This window comes from Polaribacter sp. BAL334 (assembly GCF_015767435.1).
Classification (GTDB): Bacteria; Bacteroidota; Bacteroidia; order Flavobacteriales; family Flavobacteriaceae; genus Polaribacter.
In genome coordinates this window covers 273388-292446 of the sequence record NZ_JADWOV010000319.1, presented here as the reverse complement: position 1 = coordinate 292446, position 19059 = coordinate 273388, and the positions used below count along the sequence as shown (strand labels likewise).

At 33.8% G+C, this 19059-nt stretch carries 18 protein-coding genes; 1 reads left to right on the top strand and 17 read right to left on the bottom strand.

Features of this window, described 5'->3' with window-relative positions; translation table 11 throughout:
* Positions 1 to 106: 106 nt before the first annotated feature.
* The 14 genes from IU405_RS14410 to IU405_RS14350 all read right to left on the bottom strand — a co-directional run bounded on the left by IU405_RS14410 (position 107) and on the right by IU405_RS14350 (position 15220).
* Positions 107 to 403 carry a DNA-binding protein gene (locus IU405_RS14410; RefSeq protein WP_197439314.1) on the bottom strand — a complete coding sequence of 99 codons (297 nt, stop codon included), beginning with the start codon at positions 401 to 403 and terminating at the stop codon, positions 107 to 109.
* A 930-nt stretch (positions 404 to 1333) separates the two neighbouring features.
* Positions 1334 to 2452, bottom strand: coding sequence for a hypothetical protein (locus tag IU405_RS14405; RefSeq protein ID WP_197439313.1), 1119 nt, complete (start codon positions 2450 to 2452; stop codon positions 1334 to 1336).
* A 49-nt stretch (positions 2453 to 2501) separates the two neighbouring features.
* On the bottom strand, positions 2502 to 3278 hold the full coding sequence (locus IU405_RS14400) for a hypothetical protein (protein WP_197439312.1): 777 nt from the start codon (positions 3276 to 3278) through the stop codon (positions 2502 to 2504).
* A 71-nt stretch (positions 3279 to 3349) separates the two neighbouring features.
* The gene (locus IU405_RS14395; RefSeq protein WP_197439311.1) at positions 3350 to 3919 is read right to left on the bottom strand and encodes an RNA polymerase sigma factor; all 570 of its coding nucleotides are present in this window, start codon (positions 3917 to 3919) and stop codon (positions 3350 to 3352) included.
* Between the two features lie 708 nt (positions 3920 to 4627).
* On the bottom strand, positions 4628 to 5332 hold the full coding sequence (locus IU405_RS14390) for a sulfite exporter TauE/SafE family protein (RefSeq protein WP_197439310.1): 705 nt from the start codon (positions 5330 to 5332) through the stop codon (positions 4628 to 4630).
* The gene (locus tag IU405_RS14385; RefSeq protein WP_197439309.1) at positions 5332 to 5778 is read right to left on the bottom strand and encodes a FixH family protein; all 447 of its coding nucleotides are present in this window, start codon (positions 5776 to 5778) and stop codon (positions 5332 to 5334) included. The genes IU405_RS14390 and IU405_RS14385 overlap by 1 nt, the downstream gene beginning before the upstream one ends.
* Positions 5779 to 5790: 12 nt before the next feature.
* A complete protein-coding gene (gene ccoG, locus IU405_RS14380) occupies positions 5791 to 7212 on the bottom strand; it encodes a cytochrome c oxidase accessory protein CcoG (protein ID WP_197439308.1) in 1422 nt (473 codons plus the stop codon).
* Positions 7213 to 7236: 24 nt separating this feature from the next.
* Positions 7237 to 8094, bottom strand: coding sequence for a cbb3-type cytochrome c oxidase N-terminal domain-containing protein (locus IU405_RS14375; protein WP_197439307.1), 858 nt, complete (start codon positions 8092 to 8094; stop codon positions 7237 to 7239).
* 14 nt (positions 8095 to 8108) lie between these two features.
* Entirely contained in the window at positions 8109 to 8279 is a 171-nt protein-coding gene (locus IU405_RS15735) for a CcoQ/FixQ family Cbb3-type cytochrome c oxidase assembly chaperone (RefSeq protein WP_231749767.1), read from the bottom strand.
* 4 nt (positions 8280 to 8283) lie between these two features.
* Positions 8284 to 10476: a cytochrome-c oxidase, cbb3-type subunit I gene (gene ccoN / locus IU405_RS14370; protein WP_197439306.1), complete on the bottom strand. Its 2193-nt coding sequence runs from the start codon at positions 10474 to 10476 to the stop codon at positions 8284 to 8286.
* 10 nt (positions 10477 to 10486) lie between these two features.
* Entirely contained in the window at positions 10487 to 10660 is a 174-nt protein-coding gene (ccoS, locus tag IU405_RS14365) for a cbb3-type cytochrome oxidase assembly protein CcoS (protein WP_197439305.1), read from the bottom strand.
* 114 nt (positions 10661 to 10774) lie between these two features.
* Complete coding sequence (gene hemN, locus IU405_RS14360; protein WP_197439304.1) at positions 10775 to 12136, bottom strand: oxygen-independent coproporphyrinogen III oxidase; 1362 nt, start codon at positions 12134 to 12136, stop codon at positions 10775 to 10777.
* Positions 12137 to 12145: 9 nt separating this feature from the next.
* Positions 12146 to 12844 (bottom strand): purine-nucleoside phosphorylase, encoded by a 699-nt coding sequence (gene deoD / locus IU405_RS14355; RefSeq protein WP_197439303.1) that lies wholly within the window; start codon positions 12842 to 12844, stop codon positions 12146 to 12148.
* 3 nt (positions 12845 to 12847) lie between these two features.
* A complete protein-coding gene (locus IU405_RS14350; protein WP_197439302.1) occupies positions 12848 to 15220 on the bottom strand; it encodes a heavy metal translocating P-type ATPase in 2373 nt (790 codons plus the stop codon).
* Between the two features lie 103 nt (positions 15221 to 15323).
* Between IU405_RS14350 and IU405_RS14345 the strand changes: the two genes are divergently transcribed.
* A complete protein-coding gene (locus IU405_RS14345; RefSeq protein ID WP_197439301.1) occupies positions 15324 to 16010 on the top strand; it encodes a Crp/Fnr family transcriptional regulator in 687 nt (228 codons plus the stop codon).
* On the opposite strand, the gene IU405_RS14340 is transcribed toward IU405_RS14345, so the two are convergent.
* Genes IU405_RS14340 through IU405_RS14330 form a run of 3 tightly spaced genes read right to left on the bottom strand, consistent with a single transcriptional unit; the run spans position 16007 to position 19059 of the window.
* Complete coding sequence (locus tag IU405_RS14340) at positions 16007 to 17077, bottom strand: AMP-binding protein (RefSeq protein WP_197439300.1); 1071 nt, start codon at positions 17075 to 17077, stop codon at positions 16007 to 16009. The two genes, IU405_RS14345 and IU405_RS14340, sit on opposite strands and share 4 nt — an antisense overlap.
* A gap of 21 nt (positions 17078 to 17098) precedes the next feature.
* Positions 17099 to 18016 (bottom strand): CPBP family intramembrane glutamic endopeptidase, encoded by a 918-nt coding sequence (locus IU405_RS14335; RefSeq protein ID WP_197439299.1) that lies wholly within the window; start codon positions 18014 to 18016, stop codon positions 17099 to 17101.
* Between the two features lie 2 nt (positions 18017 to 18018).
* Positions 18019 to 19059, bottom strand: coding sequence for an o-succinylbenzoate synthase (locus IU405_RS14330; RefSeq protein WP_197439298.1), 1041 nt, complete (start codon positions 19057 to 19059; stop codon positions 18019 to 18021).

Genomic DNA, 19059 nt, shown 5'->3' with positions numbered 1-19059 from the left:
AAAATTCACAATTCCACATATCAGCCCCCAAAATACAAATAAACCAACACCATCTGTATCAGTAATGCAAATACCCGAAAAATCCTGAAAAAAAATAGGCTTTTCCCTATGTCTCTTTCAACACAGGGATGCCCTTTTTCAATCGATTTTTAATTTTGGCTGTGGGTTGGTAATTGATTTGAAACTTTTTTATGCTTTGTGGTGATTTTAGTTGGCTAGGGTCTTCCGCTCCTTTGCATTGAAATCCCATTTTAAATTTGCCTATGTAATCCAAATCAATCACTTTGACTTGCTCCAAGTACAGCTGCATTTTTTTACCTAAGAAGTGCAGTACAGCAATCACATCAGTTTTGGTTAAACTACTTTCACTGCTTATGAGTTCGCTCAACTTTTCCGAAGTCATGTATACTATTTTAAACCACATAAGCGAAACATAGTTTTAAAAGAAGCATCAAAAACGTTTCACTCAGTTTTAGAGTATCATAGCTTTGTGAAAATCAATGTTTGGGTTATGGCTTCCTTTTTTTCTTTGTTTCTTTGTTGTTAAATACTAGTGTTGTTGTAACTCCCTCAGTGAGTTCTTGCAATCTGGCACGTGCCTAACTGCAATTGCGCACCGTGAGAACTAACTATATATAGTACTATTATTAACTAAAATATAGTACTATTTATTGATAAATATTATAGTATTTATTACTTATTATTGTACTATATTTTAGTCAATAATAATAGTATTTTAATGTTATTAATACTAGTATTTATTATCTATTAATAGTACAATAGTTGGTAATTCGACACTGAGCCAATAGCAGTTGGACACTGAGGGGATAGCAATTGGGCACTGAGGGGATAGCAACTTGTGTTATGTAGTTCAAGGTTTTGGGTTCAATGTTCAAGGTTTTAGTGACTTTTAAGTAAAATTAAAGCTCTAGAAATTCATTGTTATGCTTGATTCAAATCAATTGAAAATTGATTCCATTCTTAAAAATACATCAAAACAACTCAACATTCGTGAATTCGTGGCGGTGGGAGTTCAAGGTTTGGGATTCAAGATTCAAGGTTTTAGTAACTTTTAAGTAGAATTAGAGCTCAAGAAATTTATTGTTATGCTTGATTCAAATCAATTGAAAATTGATTCTCATCCGTGGAAATCCATCAAATCAATTCAACATTCGTGAATTCGTGGCGGAAGGAGTTCAAGGTTTGGGATTCAAGATTCAAGGTGGCAACACTCCAACCTTAAACTAAAAATCTTGAACTTTGAACTCAAACACCACAAAAAAACCTCCACCGAAAAATCAATGAAGGTTTTACGAAGACAAAGTGGGTTTTATCAATCCAAATCCAAACGAATTCCCATGGAAATATTGCGAATATTGGTGTCTTGAAACAAAGGATTCAAATCGTATTTCACATACAAACTCGTGGATTTATAACCCATATACGAACTGATTCCGTAGTTGACAGTATTCATATTGAAATTGTTTTTTTGCAATTCTGTGATGGCAACTCCGTTATTGTCTTGGTATTCCAAATATTGTCTTGTGCCCAATTTAAAGCCTACAAAACCTCCAAGTCCAATGCGAAAAGAATCATTTCGTCTGTCTAAAATACGACCGTCTTTGGCAGTCTTATTTTTGGACAAGTCCCACTCCACATGCATTGGAAAATTCATTTGCACATGACGCAATCTGCTTTCTGACAATTGATTCGGATAGGTTACAATATTGGTAACATCGCCATTTTTTTCATGAAATTGATTGTCTTCCAAGCGCAAATTGTTCCATAAAAAAGACACTCCATACTTGAAATACAATTGCGAAGGTTCTTTTGAAAAACGTGTTTTCCATGTCAAACCCAATTCGTAAAAACGCGAACGCCATAATTCGTATTCTGAGTCACTCAAGGAACTGAATTGATTGTTTTCCAACACATTGTTGATTCCCATGGCAAACACAAATTGTGTAGATGTTCTTCGGCTGCTACGGTTTTTATAGCTCCATTTTCTTTCTTTTCTGCTTTTTTTATCATCGTCTTCATCCGAAGAAACATTGAATCGAAAGGTAGTATTTCCAATAGAAAACGTATTGTAATCTTCGTTTGAGCCAAAGAAATCATCTCTACTGGCAATTTTTCCATTGGTTTTGTCTTGCACCAACAATTGCAACAAACGCTCTTGCTCGCTCACCAAAACTTCAATTTGATTGGCATGATATTCAGCAGCTTCTTTTTTTAGTTTGGAGGCATTTTCGTCGGTAATTTCGCCATTTTCTAACTTTTTATCAATGGCAACTACTTTGTCTTTTAAGGAATCTTTTTGCTGTTTGGTAATCATTTCGATTCTTTTCGAGATTTTCGCGACTTCTTTTTCAAAGGTTTTTTCGACAATTTTTTCTTGAGATTGGGCAATAGTTGTGCATAACAACACTAGTGTTAGTAGTATTCTTTTCATGGTTTTGGGTTTTTTAAAGGTTTGTTTTCAGTAATTTTACATTCGAATTTTAGTCATTTCTTGTGGCTATGGCACTGGCGATATCCACCACTCTTTTTTTGAGAAATTGCATAAAATTATTTTTGAAATCGTCTTCATCAATAGTTCTCTCCACCTCTGCCAAAATGGTTTCAGGATTGAGTTTGAGGTTCGATTGTTTGAGTTCTAGTTTGATAATTCGCATCACATCCTCTCTATTCACTTGGTATTTTGCGTAATAGGTTTGCACTTCTTTGGGTGAATGTGTTACTGCATATAGCAAATCTTCGCTATTGATTTTGATGGATGTTGTCGTTTCTTTTCTATCCGTTTTTTCAGTTTGATTGGATTGATGTTGGACGGTTTCAATGCCTTTGTATAAAGAATCAAACACAAGATTTTCTGCCAATAGGTTTTCATTGCGTTGTTCCTTTTCAAAAGCTTTTTTGACATCCTTTTTTGGGGTACTTTTTTTGATGTCTGTTTGCTGAACTAATAAGGTCTTTGGCAAATTCTCATCGATTTTAGTATCCATCGATTTTTTAAGGTCACTTGAGTCAATAGGTTGAATAACCACTTCTTGACTTGGCGTTACTTGTTCATCGTTTGATAAAATGATATTCAATCCCACAGAAACCAATAGTAAAATTCCGGCTGCAACACTGCTGTACAACAACCATGGTTTTGAGGCTTTTTTAGGTTGCTCATCCAACTGAACAGCCAAACGTTCCCAAGCTGAATCAGATGGTTGCAAGGTTCTGTTTTGCAACTTTTCTTTGATAATATTGTCTATATTAGGTGTTTTCATTTGTGTAAAATCTATTTTTTAGCGGTCACAAATGCAATCGGTTTTTATTCATTGATGTTTGCTTGCGCAACCTATTTTTTATGGCCGATTTCATGAGCTGTTGTATTCATTTTATAATAATTGTCTTGTAATAATTTTCGGGCTTTGAACAATTGCGATTTAGAGGTACTTTCTGTGATTCCCAATTTTTCAGCAATTTCCGAATGTTTAAAACCTTCTATGGCATAGAGGTTAAAAACCACTTTATAGCCATCTGGCAGCAAATCAATCAACTTTTGTAGATCTTCTACAGTAGTGTTTTCAAGGTTTTCTGTGGTTTCTGTTTGAAATACATCTGCATCCTCATAGAAATCCAACTCGTTCTTTTTTCGTAAAAAAGTGATACAGGTATTCACCATGATTTTACGAATCCAACCTTCAAAACTTCCTTTGTGTTCAAAGTTTTTCAGATTAGTAAACACCTTTAAAAATCCTTGCAACATCAAATCTTCAGCATGAAAAATGTCTTTTACATATTGCCTGCAAACGCCCAACATTTTGGGAGAAAAACGCTCAAAGAGTTCTTTTTGCGCTTCTCTGTTGTTGTCCATTGCTTTTTTGATGAGCAATTTTTCTTGGGTATGCAATGTAATTATTTTCAATCTTGTTGCTTTTTATAATGCCATACATTGGTAAAGACGACACAAGTTGCAAAAAGGTTGCCTGATAAAAAAAGTTTTTTGAAAAATAATTTAGGTTGACATCTTTGTGGGTTTTGTGGCTTCTTTGTGGGTTTTGTGTAATAGCTATAGCACTAAGGTTCACAAAGCAGACACTAAGGTTCTCGAAGAAAATGTAACGTGAAATTATATTCAATTACATCAGTGAAATTAGTGTCAAATCAAATTTCAATAAAAGCTTTTTGGATTTTGTGGCTTCTTTGTGGGTTTTGTGTAATAGCTATATCACAAAGGTTCACAAAGCAGACACAAAGGTTCTCAAAGAAAATGTAACGTGAAATTATATTCAATTACATCCGTGAAATAAGTGAAATTAGTGTCTTACTTTTTTAATGACAACTTTTTGGATTTTGTGGCTTCTTTGTGGTTTTTGTGTAATAGCTATAGCACTAAGGTTCACAAAGCAGACACTAAGGTTCTCGAAGAAAATGTAACGTGAAATTATATTCGCTTATATCCCTGAAATTAGTGAAATTAGTGTCTTACTTTTTTAATGACAACTTTGTGGATTTTGTGGCTTCTTTGTGGATTTTGTATAATAGCTATATCACAAATGTTCTCAAAGTAAATGTAATGTGAATTTATACTCACAAACTTCCGTGAAATTGGTGAAATTAGTGTCTACCTTTTTTAATGACAACTTTTTACAGTTTCAATAGCAGATGTCAAGACTGGCTCAGGAGGAGAAAGAAACGGAATTCCCAATCCTAAACCCCGTAAAATGAATAAAACGCCCATAAAAACAACCACTACTGGAATGGCTTTTTGAATAATGGTTCTAAAATTTCCTTTTGTAAAACTTCCAAAATATACCACAACTGTCATTAAAGGAATGGTTCCTAATCCAAAAAGAAACATATAAAACGCCCCTGAAATGGGTGTGGATGTAGTCAATGCGCCTAAAATAGCCATATACACCAAACCACAAGGCAACAAACCATTTAAAAAACCCAACACAAAAAAAGTGTCGTTGTTTTTCTTTTTCAATTCGTTCCCCAACGCATTTTTTACTTTGAAAACAAATTGATTGAGGACTTTTGACAAAGGAATTTTAGCCGTTATTTTGGGAAAAACAACCAATAAAATCATTAAAACTCCTGTAATAATAGCGATTTGTTGTTGAAACCCAAACAAGAAAAACCCTTTGCCTAGATAGCCAAAGAGAATTCCCATCAAACTATAAGTAAACAATCTGCCCAAATGATAACTGAGAATTTGCAAGGCTTTTTTGATGGGAGAATCCCTATCAACAGGCAACATAAAAGCGATGGGACCACACATGCCAACGCAGTGAAAACTGCCAACCAACCCAAAAATAAGTGCAGATATCAACATTAAATTTCGAGCTCTTGTTCGTGTAAATATTTCTTATTTTTGTATTCCCATTCCACAGTGATGTTCCAACGACCATCTACTAAACGATTCTCAGGCACGAGCAAATAGTTATCAGAAATTGAAATTGGCATTTCAAAATCTAGTTGTTTATTAGATGGTCTGTATAGGAACACTTTACCTTTAATTTTGTTATAATCAATATTTGAAGGAAAAAAAATAAAAAGTCCTTCATCATAACTGATGACCTTCATTACATCCTCAAATTCTTGAGCGTTTTTGGTAGCTTCAATTCGGTCTTGAAACTCCAATTCTTTTTGATAATATTTTTCTGTTACTAAGTCATGACTGTATTTTTCATTTACACTCATAGAAATCACAAAGTATAGGATAAACCCAATAAACCCTATAAATGCTAGTACGATTCCTGTTCCCCAATTGAATTTCATTTTTTTAATTATTTAACGATAACTTCTTGGACCTAGAAAATTAGTAGTCGTTGTTTCTATTAACTTTCCTTTACTAAAAACCCCTATTTTTAGAGTTATTTTATCTTTTTCTAATTCAGCACTATGCAATTCAATAAACAACGTACCTTGAGACAATCCCTGTTCAGGAATTGAAAAATGCCTGTCAGAAACTACTTTGATGGTTCCTTTGTGAGACAATAATTGATAGCTCACATCCTCGATTTTGTGTGTTGTTTTATTGATGATTTTATACGTATATACATTACTGATAATGTTGTTTTCTTTTTGTTGATACAATTGTCCTGGCAGGCGTAAAATATTGGCTTCTACATCATTTCTCAGGAAAAGCATGCCCACTAAAACCCCTACCAATATGAATAAAACTGCAGAATATCCTTTCATTCGAAGTGTAAATTTGAAAGGCTCTTTTTTGACAATGTTGTCTTCACTTGCATAGCGAATCAATCCTTTGGGAAGATTGATACTTTCCATAATATGATCACATTCATCAATACATGCTGTACAATTGACACATTCTAATTGCGTACCATTTCTGATGTCAATTCCTGTAGGACACACCACCACACATTGCTTGCAATCGATACAATCGCCTTTGCCAGCAGCTTCTCTGTCTTCTCCTTTTCTAAAAATAGAGCGTCCTTTTTCACCCTCACCACGTTTGTAATCGTAAGCAACATTGATGGTTTTGTTGTCTAATAACACTCCTTGCAATCTTCCATAAGGACAAGCAATGATGCACACTTGCTCACGAAACCAAGCGAAAATAAAATAGAAAACACCTGTGAAAATTAATAACGAAATTAATGTTCTTACGTTGTCAAGTGGATTGCCCGTAATATAACTTATCAAAGTGTCTCCCCCAATTAGATATGCTAAAAAAACATTGGCAATTAAAAATGAAATGACAAAGAAAATGAACCATTTTAACAGGCGTTTTCGTATTTTTTCGGCATTCCAAGGTTGTCTGTCCAAACGCATTTGTTTTCCACGATCACCATCAATCCAGTACTCTATTTTTCTGAAAACCATTTCCAAAAAAATGGTTTGCGGACAAATCCATCCACAAAAAATACGTCCAAAAACAACAGTAAAAAGAATGACAAACACGACTCCTGTTATCATGGAAATGACAAATAAGTAGAAATCTTGGGGCCAAAAAGGAAATCCAAAAATATTGAATTTACGTTCTAAAACGTTGAACAATAAAAATTGGTTTCCATTAATTTTGATAAAAGGCGCAGCAAAAAGAAATATCAATAAGAAATAACTGACATAGCTTCTGTATTTGTAAAAGCGCCCACTAGGTTTTTTTGGATACACCCAAGAACGCTTTCCTTCGGTATTTATGGTGGCAATACTGTCTCTAAATTGTTCGTTACTAGGTGTTTCCATTTTTGTTGTTTTAAGTATTTGATGCTATTCTTGCACCCAAATTTCTCCTTCAGCAGCTTTGGCAACATCAGGAGTTGTGCCTTGCAAGGAAAGCACATAACTAGCTACTTTTGCAATATCTTCTGGTTTAAGGGTTTTGTTCCAAGCAATCATTCCTTTTCCATCTCTACCTCCATTATACACAGTATTGAACACATTTTTAATTCCACCACCTAAAATCCAGTATTCATCCGTTAAATTAGGTCCAATTTGCCCTCCACCATCTGCCAAATGACAGGAAGCACAATTGAGGTTAAACACGGCTTTTCCTCTTTTTAAATCTGCATCCGCTGTTAATAAAGTAACATTTTCAATATCAAAAACATTGGGTGAAGTCGCTTTGAATTTTTCAACTTCTGCCCTAGCTTCAGCAACCGCTTTTTCATATTCAACAGCTTGATTATCTGCACCTAACACATGAAAACGAATCAAATACACCACTCCAAAAATGATGGTTGCGTAAAACATATATACCCACCAAGGAGGTAAAGAATTGTCCAATTCTTTGATACCATCGTAATTGTGATCCAACACAATTTCGTGTTCTTCTTCAATATCTTTTGCTTTTGTCCACGATTTTAAAAAGCTGCTATACCAAGCTTCTTTGATTTCTGGTACAACACCATCTTTTTCGTCTTGCAATGTTTTGGCTCTATTCACAGCCATGACATTGACAACTTCTTTTAATACAATGACCAATACAAATCCTATCAATGCCAACCAAACTAATGGATTTTCATACACATCAAATGGATTTTTATAGACCATAAACGATTTTGCAAGAGCTAAAAAAGTAACAATTACAAAAACTACATATACTGTTGATTGAAAATACTTTCTCATGTTTTACTGGTATTTTAGTTATCTTCTAAAGGTAAATTACTGACTGTTTTTATATACTCTTTTTTTGCTGTGAATACCCACCAAAACAATAAAACAAAAAAAGTGAAGAATATGAGCAATGAGATCATAGGATATATTTCAATTCCTGTGATGCTTTCCATATGATTTTTTACAAACTTTAACATGTGCTTATTTTTTAGAAATTTGATCTTCTTTTACTTTGATATCCGTTCCCAAACGTTGGATATAGGCTATGATAGCAATGATTTCTCGGTCTTTCATTTCAATAAATTCCAATCCGTTTTCTTTGGCATATTTCTTATCAGCTTCATAATTTTTTACAAAATCAGGATCTTGATATAGATTTTCTTCAATCATTTTCCCTTGCTGATTCATAGCTGCTTGTGCATACGTAATTTCTTCGTCAGTATAAGGAACGCCTAAAGAAACCATCACTCGCATTTTATCTTCGGTTTTTGACTTGTCTAATTTATTTGTAATTAGCCATTTATAGGAAGGCATGATAGAACCAGGTGACGTACTTTGTGGATCATACATGTGATTCAAATGCCAATTGTCATTGTATTTTTTACCCACTCTATGTAAATCAGGTCCTGTTCTTTTTGAACCCCATAAAAATGGATGGTCATATACATATTCTCCTGCTTTTGAATACTCGCCATAACGTTCCACTTCACTTCTGAATGGACGAATCATTTGAGAATGACATCCCACACAACCTTCTCTGATGTACAAATCTCTTCCTTCCAATTCAAGCGGAGTATACGGTTTTACACTGCTGATGGTAGGAATATTTGATTTTACTAACAATGTTGGAATGATTTGCACAATACCACCAATCAAAATGGCGATGGTTGCATAAATGGTTAATTTTATTGGTTTACGTTCTAACCAAGTATGATAGCCTTCACCTTTTGTTCTGTGAGAAGCTACTTTTGTTAAAGCAGCAGCTTCAGCCAATTCATCTGTAACATCACTTCCAGCTCTTACTGTTCTGATGATGTTGTACAACATGATAATTGCACCCAAAATATACATACTTCCTCCTATCGCACGCATCCAATACATGGGTATAATTTCGTTGACTGTTTCTAGGAAATTACCATAGGTCAATGTGCCATCAGGATTGAATTGTTTCCACATAGAGGCTTGCACAAAACCTGCCACATACATGGGCAATGTATATAAAATAATTCCTAAAGTTCCTACCCAAAAGTGCACATTTGCCAAGGCAACAGAGTGCAAATTAGTTTTGAATAATCTTGGTACTAACCAATATATCATCCCGAATGTTAAAAACCCATTCCAAGCCAACGCACCTACGTGAACGTGAGCAATAATCCAATCTGAAAAGTGTGCAATCGCATTTACGTTTTTCAATGACAACATTGGTCCTTCAAAAGTTGCCATACCATAACCTGTAATTGCAACTACCATGAATTTTAAAACTGGGTCAACACGTACTTTATCCCAAGCACCTCTCAATGTCAATAAACCATTAATCATCCCTCCCCAAGAAGGTGCAATTAACATAACTGAAAAAGCAACCCCTAAATTTTGAGCCCAATCTGGCAAAGCAGAATACAACAAATGGTGAGGTCCTGCCCAAATATAAATGAAGATCAAAGACCAAAAGTGTACAATTGATAATCTATAAGAATATACAGGTCTGTTTGCTGCTTTTGGCACAAAATAATACATCAATCCTAAAAATGGTGTTGTTAAGAAAAATGCTACTGCATTGTGTCCATACCACCATTGAACCAAGGCATCTTGCACTCCTGCATACACAGAATATGATTTTAAAGCACTTACTGGAAGCGCTAAACTATTGAAAATATGCAACACTGCAACTGTAACGAAAGTGGCTAAATAAAACCAAATAGCTACATATAAATGACGTTGTCTTCGTTGTAAAATTGTCCAAATCATGTTGACACCAAAAGCTACCCAAACCAACGCAATGGCAATGTCAATTGGCCATTCTAGCTCTGCATATTCTTTGGATGTTGAATACCCTAAAGGAAGCGTAATTGCAGCTGCCACAATGATCAACTGCCAACCCCAAAAGTTAAAATTACTTAAAAAGTTACTTGCCATTCTGGCTTTTAACAACCGCTGCAAGGAATAATACACCCCTGCAAAAATGGCATTCCCAACAAAAGCAAAAATTACGGCATTGGTGTGTAAAGGACGTAAACGACCAAAACTCAACCACGAAATTCCGTCAGTTAGATTTGGGAATAAAAACATAAAAGCTAAAAGTAATCCCACTGAAAACCCTACTATTCCCCATAGCAAAGTTGCGTAGATAAACTTTTTAACGATCTTATTGTCATAATAAAATTGTTGCATTTCCATAAATTTAAATTTAGTCTTTGGTTAATTTTTTATTGGTTTTTACTAGCTCGTCATCAAACAACATTCTGACTGAAGGTGTGTATGTATCATCATACTGACCTTTTTTTACTGCGTAAATAAATACGATTAGGAAAACTAATGCAACTAAAATACTTAGTGAAAGTAGTAGGTATATTACGCTCATATCTTGCCTGATAGATTTTATGTGTCAAAAATACTTGGATTGACTTTCTCAAAATATGACATTTGTCATATTCATATTTTTTTTAAAAAAAAACAATCCTATTACATCAATTGGTCATATTGTTTGTGAAAATAATTTCTCTTTGGATTGCTGTTGTTGCAAATTTTTATCAAATGCCATGCAGATATTTCTGACAAAGGGCCTTGCATGTTCCGGAATTTCAAGTGAGTGTTCTTTGATGATGACCAAACCATCATTTTCTAGTTCTCGTAACAAATTCAAATGAACCTCCAAATTTTCAAATTTCATGGATTCATCATTCCAAGAAGTTTCAAATTGGCACATCATATTCAAAATATGTTGGCGCATTACCAAATCTTCATCTGTTAAAATATGCCCTCTAAAAACTGGAATTTCTCCCTGAGAAACCAACTTTTGATACTCTTTTACGGTTTTCACATTTTGAGCAAAAGCCCCCCAAGAATCGGAAATTGCAGACATTCCCAGCCCAATCATCAACTGTGTTTTATTGGCGGTATATCCCATAAAATTTCGATGTAATGTGTTGTTTTTTGTTGCGATGTATAATTCATCTGTTTGTAAAGCAAAATGATCCATCCCTATTTCTTCATACCCAAAATCAGCAAAAAGTTGTTTTCCAATTTCGTATAAATTCCTTTTCTCTTCGTCTTTTGGCAAATCATCTTCATTAAATCCACGTTGTCCAACACCTTTTACCCAAGGCACATGTGCATAACTATAAAAAGAAATTCGGTCAGGTTGTAAGATTTTAGTTTTGGTAATGGTATCAATAATATCAGCAGCTGTTTGAAAAGGCAATCCAAAAATCAAATCGTGACTTATGGAAGTGTAGCCAATTTTTCGAGCCAACTTGGTTACTTTTTCTACATTTTCAAAAGGTTGAATTCTGTGAATGGCTTTTTGAACTTTTTCATTGTAATCTTGCACCCCAAAACTAACTCTTCTAAAACCAACATCAAACAAAGTTTGTAAATGCGCTTCAGTTGTATTGTTAGGATGACCTTCAAAACTAAATTCAGCCTTTGAATGTTTTGTGGCATTTTTTAGAATTCCTTCTATTAAAAAACGTAAATTCTTTTCAGAAAAAAAAGTGGGAGTTCCTCCACCCAAATGCAATTCTTTAATGATGGGTTTTTCATGCAACAAATTCAGATAGAGTTCCCATTCTTTTAGCACCGTTTCAAGATATTCCTCCTCAACTTCATGACGTTTGGTAATGTGTTTATGACACGCACAAAACGTACACAAACTTTCACAAAATGGCAGATGAATGTACACACTGATTCCTTCAGATGAATTGCTTTCGGCAAAAGATTTTTGAAAACTATGAAGCCATTTTTTTGTTGAAAATTCAGCAGCATCCCAAAAGGGAACTGTTGGGTAACTTGTATATCTTGGTCCTGGAATGTTGTATTTTTGGATGAGTGATTTCATTGGGATGTGTTATGCCAATTCAATGGCTATTTCAATCATTTCTTTAAACGTTTGCTCTCTTTCGTCAGCTGTAGTGCGTTCTTTGGTCACTAAATTGTCCGAAATGGTAAGAATTGACAACGCATTTACGTGATGTTTTACAGCAATCGTATACAAACCCGAAGTTTCCATTTCTACACACAATACACCATATTCAGCCCACTTTTTATATGAATCAAATTCATCTGCATAAAACTCGTCCGAACTCAGAATTCCTCCTGCTTTGATGGGAATGTTTTTTTCTTTAGCGATTTCTATTGCTTTTTGAAACAAGGTAAAGCTTGCTGTTGGCGCAAAATCAGCGCCGTTAAAACGAATCGTATTCAATCCTGAATTGGTGGAAGCTGCCATCGCAATCACAATATCCCTGATGTTCACCTCTTTCTGATAGGAACCTGCAGAACCCACTCTAATGAGGTTTTTCACTCCATATTCTGTTATCAATTCATGACAATAAATCAGCGTAGAAGGAATGCCCATTCCTGTGCCTTGAACTGAAATTCTTTTTCCTTTATAAGTACCTGTAAAACCGAACATTCCACGAACGTCATTGTATAAAAATGCGTTTGTTAAAAAGGTATCCGCAATCCATTTTGCTCTCATTGGATCACCAGGTAATAAAATAGTTTCTGCAATTTGACCTTTTTTGGCCTCAATATGTACACTCATAACTTAGATTTTTTTTCCTATTAAATTGGTACTAATCGTTGTAAAAACCACAATACTTATAGAACTCAAAGGCATTAAAATAGCTGCAATTACGGGCATTAATTGACCTGTAACTGCAAAATACAATCCTACTAAATTGTAGCAAAGTGACAATAAAAAGCTGTATTTTATCACTTTTATGGCTTTTTTGGAAGCATTGAAAAATTGGTCAATTTTTTGAAATTGACTCGCATCTAAAATGGCATCACAAGCAGGCGAAAACACATTGATGTTTTCTGATAAGGCAATTCCCACATCACTTTTTGCCAAAGCTCCAGCATCATTTAAACCATCTCCAATCATAGCAACTTTGTTGTTTTTGGATTGAAAATCTGCTACAATTTGCAATTTATCTTCTGGTTTTTGGTCGAATAAAAATGTAGTGTTATCAGGCAAAACTTGAGATAAAAATTCCTTTTCACCACTATTGTCTCCAGAAACAACTGCCAAATCAAACGTGCTTTTTAAAGACTCAAAAAGTGATTTCAATCCCTTTCTGTAGGAATTTTTTATAGTGAATTTTCCTTTGTATTCATCATCAAAACTAACGTGAACTGAAGTATCCAATGAAATTGGCAAAGCATTGTTTTGCACAAATAAAGCGGAACCTATTTTTATCCGTTTTTCATCAAAAATCACTTCAATTCCTTTGCCTATAATTTCCTTGAAATTTGAAACAGGAATTGTTTTTATATCTGAAAATGAATTGTATAAGGTTCTGCTCAAAGGATGATTTGAGGCTCTTAATGCACTTTTTACGAGCTGTTTTTCAGAGTCATTCAATGGAATTCCAACATAAGAAATGCTACTTTCTTTTGCTGTAGAAAGTGTGCCTGTTTTATCAAAAATGATGGAATTGATCGTCGCTAATTGTTCAATGACTGTGGCGTTTTTCAGATAGAATTTCTTTTTTCCAAAAATACGCAACATGTTTCCCAATGTAAAAGGAGCTGCCAATGCAATTGCACAAGGACAAGCAATAATAAGCACCGCAGTGAAAACATTTAGCGCTTTTGAAGCATCAAAAAACAACCAAAAAATAGTGGCTATTGTTGCAACAGACAACACAAAAATGGTGAAATTTTTACTGATGGTATCTGTGATGTTTTTAAAATGAGATTGCTTTTCTGTCTTAAAAACATCATTGCTCCACAATTGCGTCAGATAACTTTGCGAAACAGAAGCCAACACTTCCATTTCTAAAATTCCTGACAGTTGTTTTCCTCCTGCAAATAATTTATCGCCCGATTTTTTGGATACAGGAATTGCTTCACCTGTCACAAAACTATAGTCTATTTGTGCATTTCCATTGATTAAAATTCCATCAACAGGAATCAATTCTTGATTTCTGATGAGCAATCTATCTCCTTTTTGTACCTCGTAAATTTGAATATTTTCCTCTTTGCCATCTGCCAAAATTTTGGTCACAGCAATCGGAAAATAGGATTTAAAATCACGTTCAAAAGACAAGAAATTATAGGTTTTCTGCTGAAAAAACTTTCCCAATAAAAGGAAAAATACCAACCCAGTTAAACTGTCAAAAAAACCGGTTCCTAAATCAAATAAAATTTCAACAAAACTTCTGATAAATAAGACTGCAATTCCCAATGCAATTGGAACATCAATGTTTAGTATTCCCGATTTCAGTCCTTTATATGCTGCAATAAAATAGCCATTTCCTGAATAAAAAACGACAGGAAGTGAAAAAGCAAACATCAACCAACGAAAGATGTTTTTATAGTGATCTAACCAAAATTCTGAAACTTCAAAATACTCTGGAAAAGATAAAAACATCACATTTCCAAAGGCAAATCCTGCAATTCCGAGTTTGTAAATCAAACTTCTATCCACCGCTTTTTTTCCAGATTCGTAATCTTCCAAACTAATATAAGGTTCATACCCAATAGAACTTAACAGAATTACAACTTCTTTCAATGAAATTTTAGTCGCATGAAAAGTAACTCTGACCGTTTTTTTAGGAAAATCAACTTGTGAAGCAGTGATATTTGGATTCAATTTATGCAAATTTTCAAGCACCCAAATACACGAACTACAGTGAATATGAGGAATGAAAAGTGTGATGATTTGCGTAGTTTCATCATCAAATTCTAACAATTTTTCAGCAATTTTCGGATTGTCTAAAAAGTCGTATTTTCCCTTTATTTCAGAAGGAATTGCACCAGGATTCTCTTGAAAATCATAATAACAAGTCAGTTCATTTTCAGAAAAAATTTCGTACACAGTTTTACAACCGTTACAACAAAAATTTTTCCCATCTTTTTGAATGTCAGTATCATTACAAGAATCTCCACAATGATAACAATGTGTAGTGTTCATATTTGCTCGTTTGCCGATTGCAAAGTTGAAAATTCTTATGCAATTAAAATATGATTTTTGTCAGTTTTTCAGTATCTTTGATGAGGCACAAATTAACTTTTCTATGAGCAAATGTGAACAATGTATCGTTCGTCAATTTAATTCACTTAAACACCTTTCCAAAGATGATTTGGTGAGAATGTCTAATTGTAAAACTTCTAAAATCATCAAAAAAGGAGAACCTATTTTTGAAGAAGGAGATTACTTAAATGGTGTTTATTGTATCAAAGATGGAGTTTGCAAGGTTTCAAAAATGAGTGAAAACGGCAAAAATCAAATCGTAAATTTGGTTAAAAGAGGAGATTTATTAGGAGAAAGAAGTTTGATTTCAGAAGAAGTCTCCAATCTAAATGCCATTGCTTTAGAGGACATGGAAGTGTGTTTTATTCCAAGAGAAGAAATTATTAGAGATTTGGAGAAAAATCCTGCATTTACCATGGATGTTTTAAAAAACATGGCTATTAATTTGAAAAATTCAGATAATTTGGTAGTAGACATGGCACAAAAAAGTGTGAAACAACGCTTGGCTGAAACGCTCATGAAACTTCAAACAAAATTTGGTATCAATGATTTAGGAGCAATTAATTTGCAACTTTCTAGAGAAGATATTGCCAATATTATTGGTACAGCAACGGAATCTTGTATTCGATTATTATCAGAATTTAAGAAAAGTAAATACATTGATTTTGAAGGAAAAAACATCATTATTCTCAACAAAAATGAGTTGGAAAAAATTGCCAACGGATTTTAAAAATGATGGCTTTCTAAAGTACTTTTTCGTTGAATTTTCCCAGAAGTGGTCTCATTGAAATTGTTCAAAATAACAATTTCTTTCGGAATCTCGAACTTTGAAATGTTTTTCAACGTTTTTATCTGAGAAAAAAGGGTTGATTTGTACACATCTTCCTTGTCTATTTTTCCCTCTGATTCAATCAACAACACTAACTTTTCACCCAATTTTTCGTCTGGAATTCCAGCAACAAAAAAACGCAGTTTTATAATTTCCGATAATTTTTCTTCAATGATTTCTGGTTGCAATTTAATTCCCCCAGAATTGATGATATTGTCAAATCTCCCTAAGATTTCAAACTTGTTTTTGGAAACCAATTGAACAATATCATTGGTAAAAATCACCTTTTCAGAAATGTTTTTTGCATCAATGACCAAACAATCTCTGTGATCCTTGTAAATGGAAACATTGGGTAAAACCTCGAAAAAAGTTGGGCTTATTTGGGTATGATTCAATTTTTTAATGGCAATGTGCGTGATGGTTTCTGTCATTCCATACGTTGCAAATACCTTGCAATCAATTGTTTGTATCTTTTCCTGAAGTTGCTGAGATACAGCTCCTCCTCCAACAATCAGTTTTTTTATTAGATGTAAATGTTGCAATGAATTTTCCAATTGAAGTGGAATCATTGCAGAAAAATCAAAACTTTTAGAAATTTTTTCCAAAGGATTTGAAGATGCTTCTACAATATCCAAATGCCAACCCAAGGTAATGGCACGAATCAACATCATTTTTCCTGCAATGTAAGTGATTGGCAAACAAAGTAATGCTGTCGTTTTTTGAGGTAAATTAAAATAGGTGGCTGTAGCAATAGCACTATTTATCATGAATTCTTTTTGCAATGCAATTGTTTTTGGAATCCCTGTAGAACCAGAAGTTTTGACTAAAATCGTTTTTTCATTTGAAAACCAATCTGACAAAAATTCATGCATTTCAGCCGAAATTTGAGAAACATGAGCTAAAATTTCTTCAACACTTTTAAAGGAAATCCCGTTAATTTGAAATGATTTATGAAAAGAATTTGCCATCAATTAAAAACTAAAAAAACCTTAGTGCTCAGTGATTATTGCTGGTTTTTCAATTTTCCCAGTCAATTTTTCTTTCCAATTTGTCCAAGCATATTTCTTTGAAAAAATAAATATCAAAATAGGAAAAATCACAAAAACAGGAAGGTAAACATCTGCGCCTAACGCTGGTATGGAAACATCAATCAAAATTGAATCTGTTTGAAAAGCAGTCCAATTTGCAGTCACCAACAAAGCTGTAATCAAATTATTTGCTGCATGAAAACCCAAAGCTAATTCCAAACCTTCATCCATCAAGGTAATAATGCCAAGAAAAAATCCTGTTCCTATGTAATATACCAAAATTCCATAACCCAATTTTTCTACTTCAGGATTTGCAATGTGTAACAATCCAAAAACTAAGGAAGTAACAATCAATGGAAACCACCTGTTTTTGACAGCAATTCCAATACCTTGCATCAAATATCCTCTGAAAAAATATTCTTCAAAACTGGTTTGCAATGGAATCAATAAAACACCAATCAATACTAAATATAAAAAAGGTTCTAGTTGAAAATTCAAAACATAATCCTCAGGAGCAACTTGATAATCGATAAAAACAAACAAAGTTGTGATAAATCCCCAAAGTGAAAACGCAAAAAATACGCGTTTCCAATCCACCTTTTTTCGTGAAGTAGTCAGTGTTCTAATCTTTTGATTATGAACGTATTTTACCCAAAAAAAGACAGCTCCTAAACCAATTGCAAAAGGCAATAAATTTTCAATCAACACCTGATTTGTTCCTTTCTGTGCAATTTGATCTTTCATCAATTGATCCACATCTAAGTCTAATAAAAAAATGGCGAGCATGTTCAATCCCATAAAACCGAAAAAGACGATAGAAACAACCAAGTATTTCCACATTCCTAATTTCCCCGTAAAAGCTTGCTGTATATAATTCATTCTTATAAATTAAAATTCCAATTTTTAGTTGTATTATAGTGTAATTTTCCGTCACTTATTTCTAACGGACTTTCAAAATTGTTTGTAAATAAACTTCCTGTTCCCAAACCTTGAGGCAATGGATTTTTCAGATGATACGTGAATTGCGCAATCGCATTCAACCCAACATTGCTCTCCAAAGCTGAGGTAATCCACCAATCACAATTGTTTTGCTCTGCTAAAGTAATCCATTCTAAACTATTGGCAAAACCTCCCAACAAACTTGGTTTTAAAATGATGAATTGTGGCTGAATTGCAGCCAACAATTGGTGTCTTTTTTGAGTTGAAAAAACACCAATCAACTCCTCATCCAATGCAATTGGAACTGGCGTTTTTGCACACAAAGCTGCCATTTCTTCTATTTGACCTTGTTGAATAGGTTGCTCAATAGAATGAATGTCAAATTTTGATAATTTTTCTAGTTTTTCAAGCGCTTCATGTGGTTTAAATGCACCATTAGCGTCTACTCTCAATACAATTTCGTTGGCTGTATATTCTTTTCTGATGGCAGCTAACAATTCCAATTCTGTATCAAAATCAATCGCACCAATTTTCATTTTAATGCACGAAAAACCTTGTTCTAATTTTTCTTTGATTTGCGATTTCATAAACGCTTTATCTCCCATCCAAATCAAACCATTGATTTCAATAGCATCTTTTCCATTCGTGAATTTTGTAGGAAATAATTCAAAAGGAGTTTGACTTTTTAAAGACAAAAAAGCCTGTTCTAACCCAAATTGAATGGAAGGAAAATGAGTGAGTTTTTCCAATAAAACATCCAAACCAAGATGAATATTTTGACAAGTCCATGCAATTTTTTCTGAATAATTTGAAACATCGTCATAACTCAACCCTCGAAAAAGTCCTGTTTCGCCAATACCAATTTTGTCATTTTCTTGCAACATCAAAAACCAGGTTTCTTTGGTTTTTAAAATTCCACGAGAAGTACCACTTGGATTTTTAAAATGGAGAATGTATTTTACGGTACGTGCTGAAATAGACAT

What these genes read in the sequence shown, in the direction of transcription:
- IU405_RS14405 (WP_197439313.1), bottom strand. Translation starts at nt 2,452, where the DNA reads ATGAAAAGAATACTACTAACACTAGTGTTGTTATGCACAACTATTGCC.
- ccoG (WP_197439308.1), bottom strand. Translation starts at nt 7,212, where the DNA reads ATGGAAACACCTAGTAACGAACAATTTAGAGACAGTATTGCCACCATA.
- IU405_RS14330 (WP_197439298.1), bottom strand. Translation starts at nt 19,059, where the DNA reads ATGTCTATTTCAGCACGTACCGTAAAATACATTCTCCATTTTAAAAAT.
- ccoS (WP_197439305.1), bottom strand. Translation starts at nt 10,660, where the DNA reads ATGAGCGTAATATACCTACTACTTTCACTAAGTATTTTAGTTGCATTA.
- IU405_RS14375 (WP_197439307.1), bottom strand. Translation starts at nt 8,094, where the DNA reads ATGAGAAAGTATTTTCAATCAACAGTATATGTAGTTTTTGTAATTGTT.
- IU405_RS14390 (WP_197439310.1), bottom strand. Translation starts at nt 5,332, where the DNA reads ATGTTGATATCTGCACTTATTTTTGGGTTGGTTGGCAGTTTTCACTGC.
- hemN (WP_197439304.1), bottom strand. Translation starts at nt 12,136, where the DNA reads ATGAAATCACTCATCCAAAAATACAACATTCCAGGACCAAGATATACA.
- IU405_RS14400 (WP_197439312.1), bottom strand. Translation starts at nt 3,278, where the DNA reads ATGAAAACACCTAATATAGACAATATTATCAAAGAAAAGTTGCAAAAC.
- IU405_RS14335 (WP_197439299.1), bottom strand. Translation starts at nt 18,016, where the DNA reads ATGAATTATATACAGCAAGCTTTTACGGGGAAATTAGGAATGTGGAAA.
- ccoN (WP_197439306.1), bottom strand. Translation starts at nt 10,476, where the DNA reads ATGGAAATGCAACAATTTTATTATGACAATAAGATCGTTAAAAAGTTT.
- IU405_RS15735 (WP_231749767.1), bottom strand. Translation starts at nt 8,279, where the DNA reads ATGTTAAAGTTTGTAAAAAATCATATGGAAAGCATCACAGGAATTGAA.
- IU405_RS14385 (WP_197439309.1), bottom strand. Translation starts at nt 5,778, where the DNA reads ATGAAATTCAATTGGGGAACAGGAATCGTACTAGCATTTATAGGGTTT.
- deoD (WP_197439303.1), bottom strand. Translation starts at nt 12,844, where the DNA reads ATGAGTGTACATATTGAGGCCAAAAAAGGTCAAATTGCAGAAACTATT.
- IU405_RS14350 (WP_197439302.1), bottom strand. Translation starts at nt 15,220, where the DNA reads ATGAACACTACACATTGTTATCATTGTGGAGATTCTTGTAATGATACT.
- IU405_RS14345 (WP_197439301.1), top strand. Translation starts at nt 15,324, where the DNA reads ATGAGCAAATGTGAACAATGTATCGTTCGTCAATTTAATTCACTTAAA.
- IU405_RS14340 (WP_197439300.1), bottom strand. Translation starts at nt 17,077, where the DNA reads ATGGCAAATTCTTTTCATAAATCATTTCAAATTAACGGGATTTCCTTT.
- IU405_RS14410 (WP_197439314.1), bottom strand. Translation starts at nt 403, where the DNA reads ATGACTTCGGAAAAGTTGAGCGAACTCATAAGCAGTGAAAGTAGTTTA.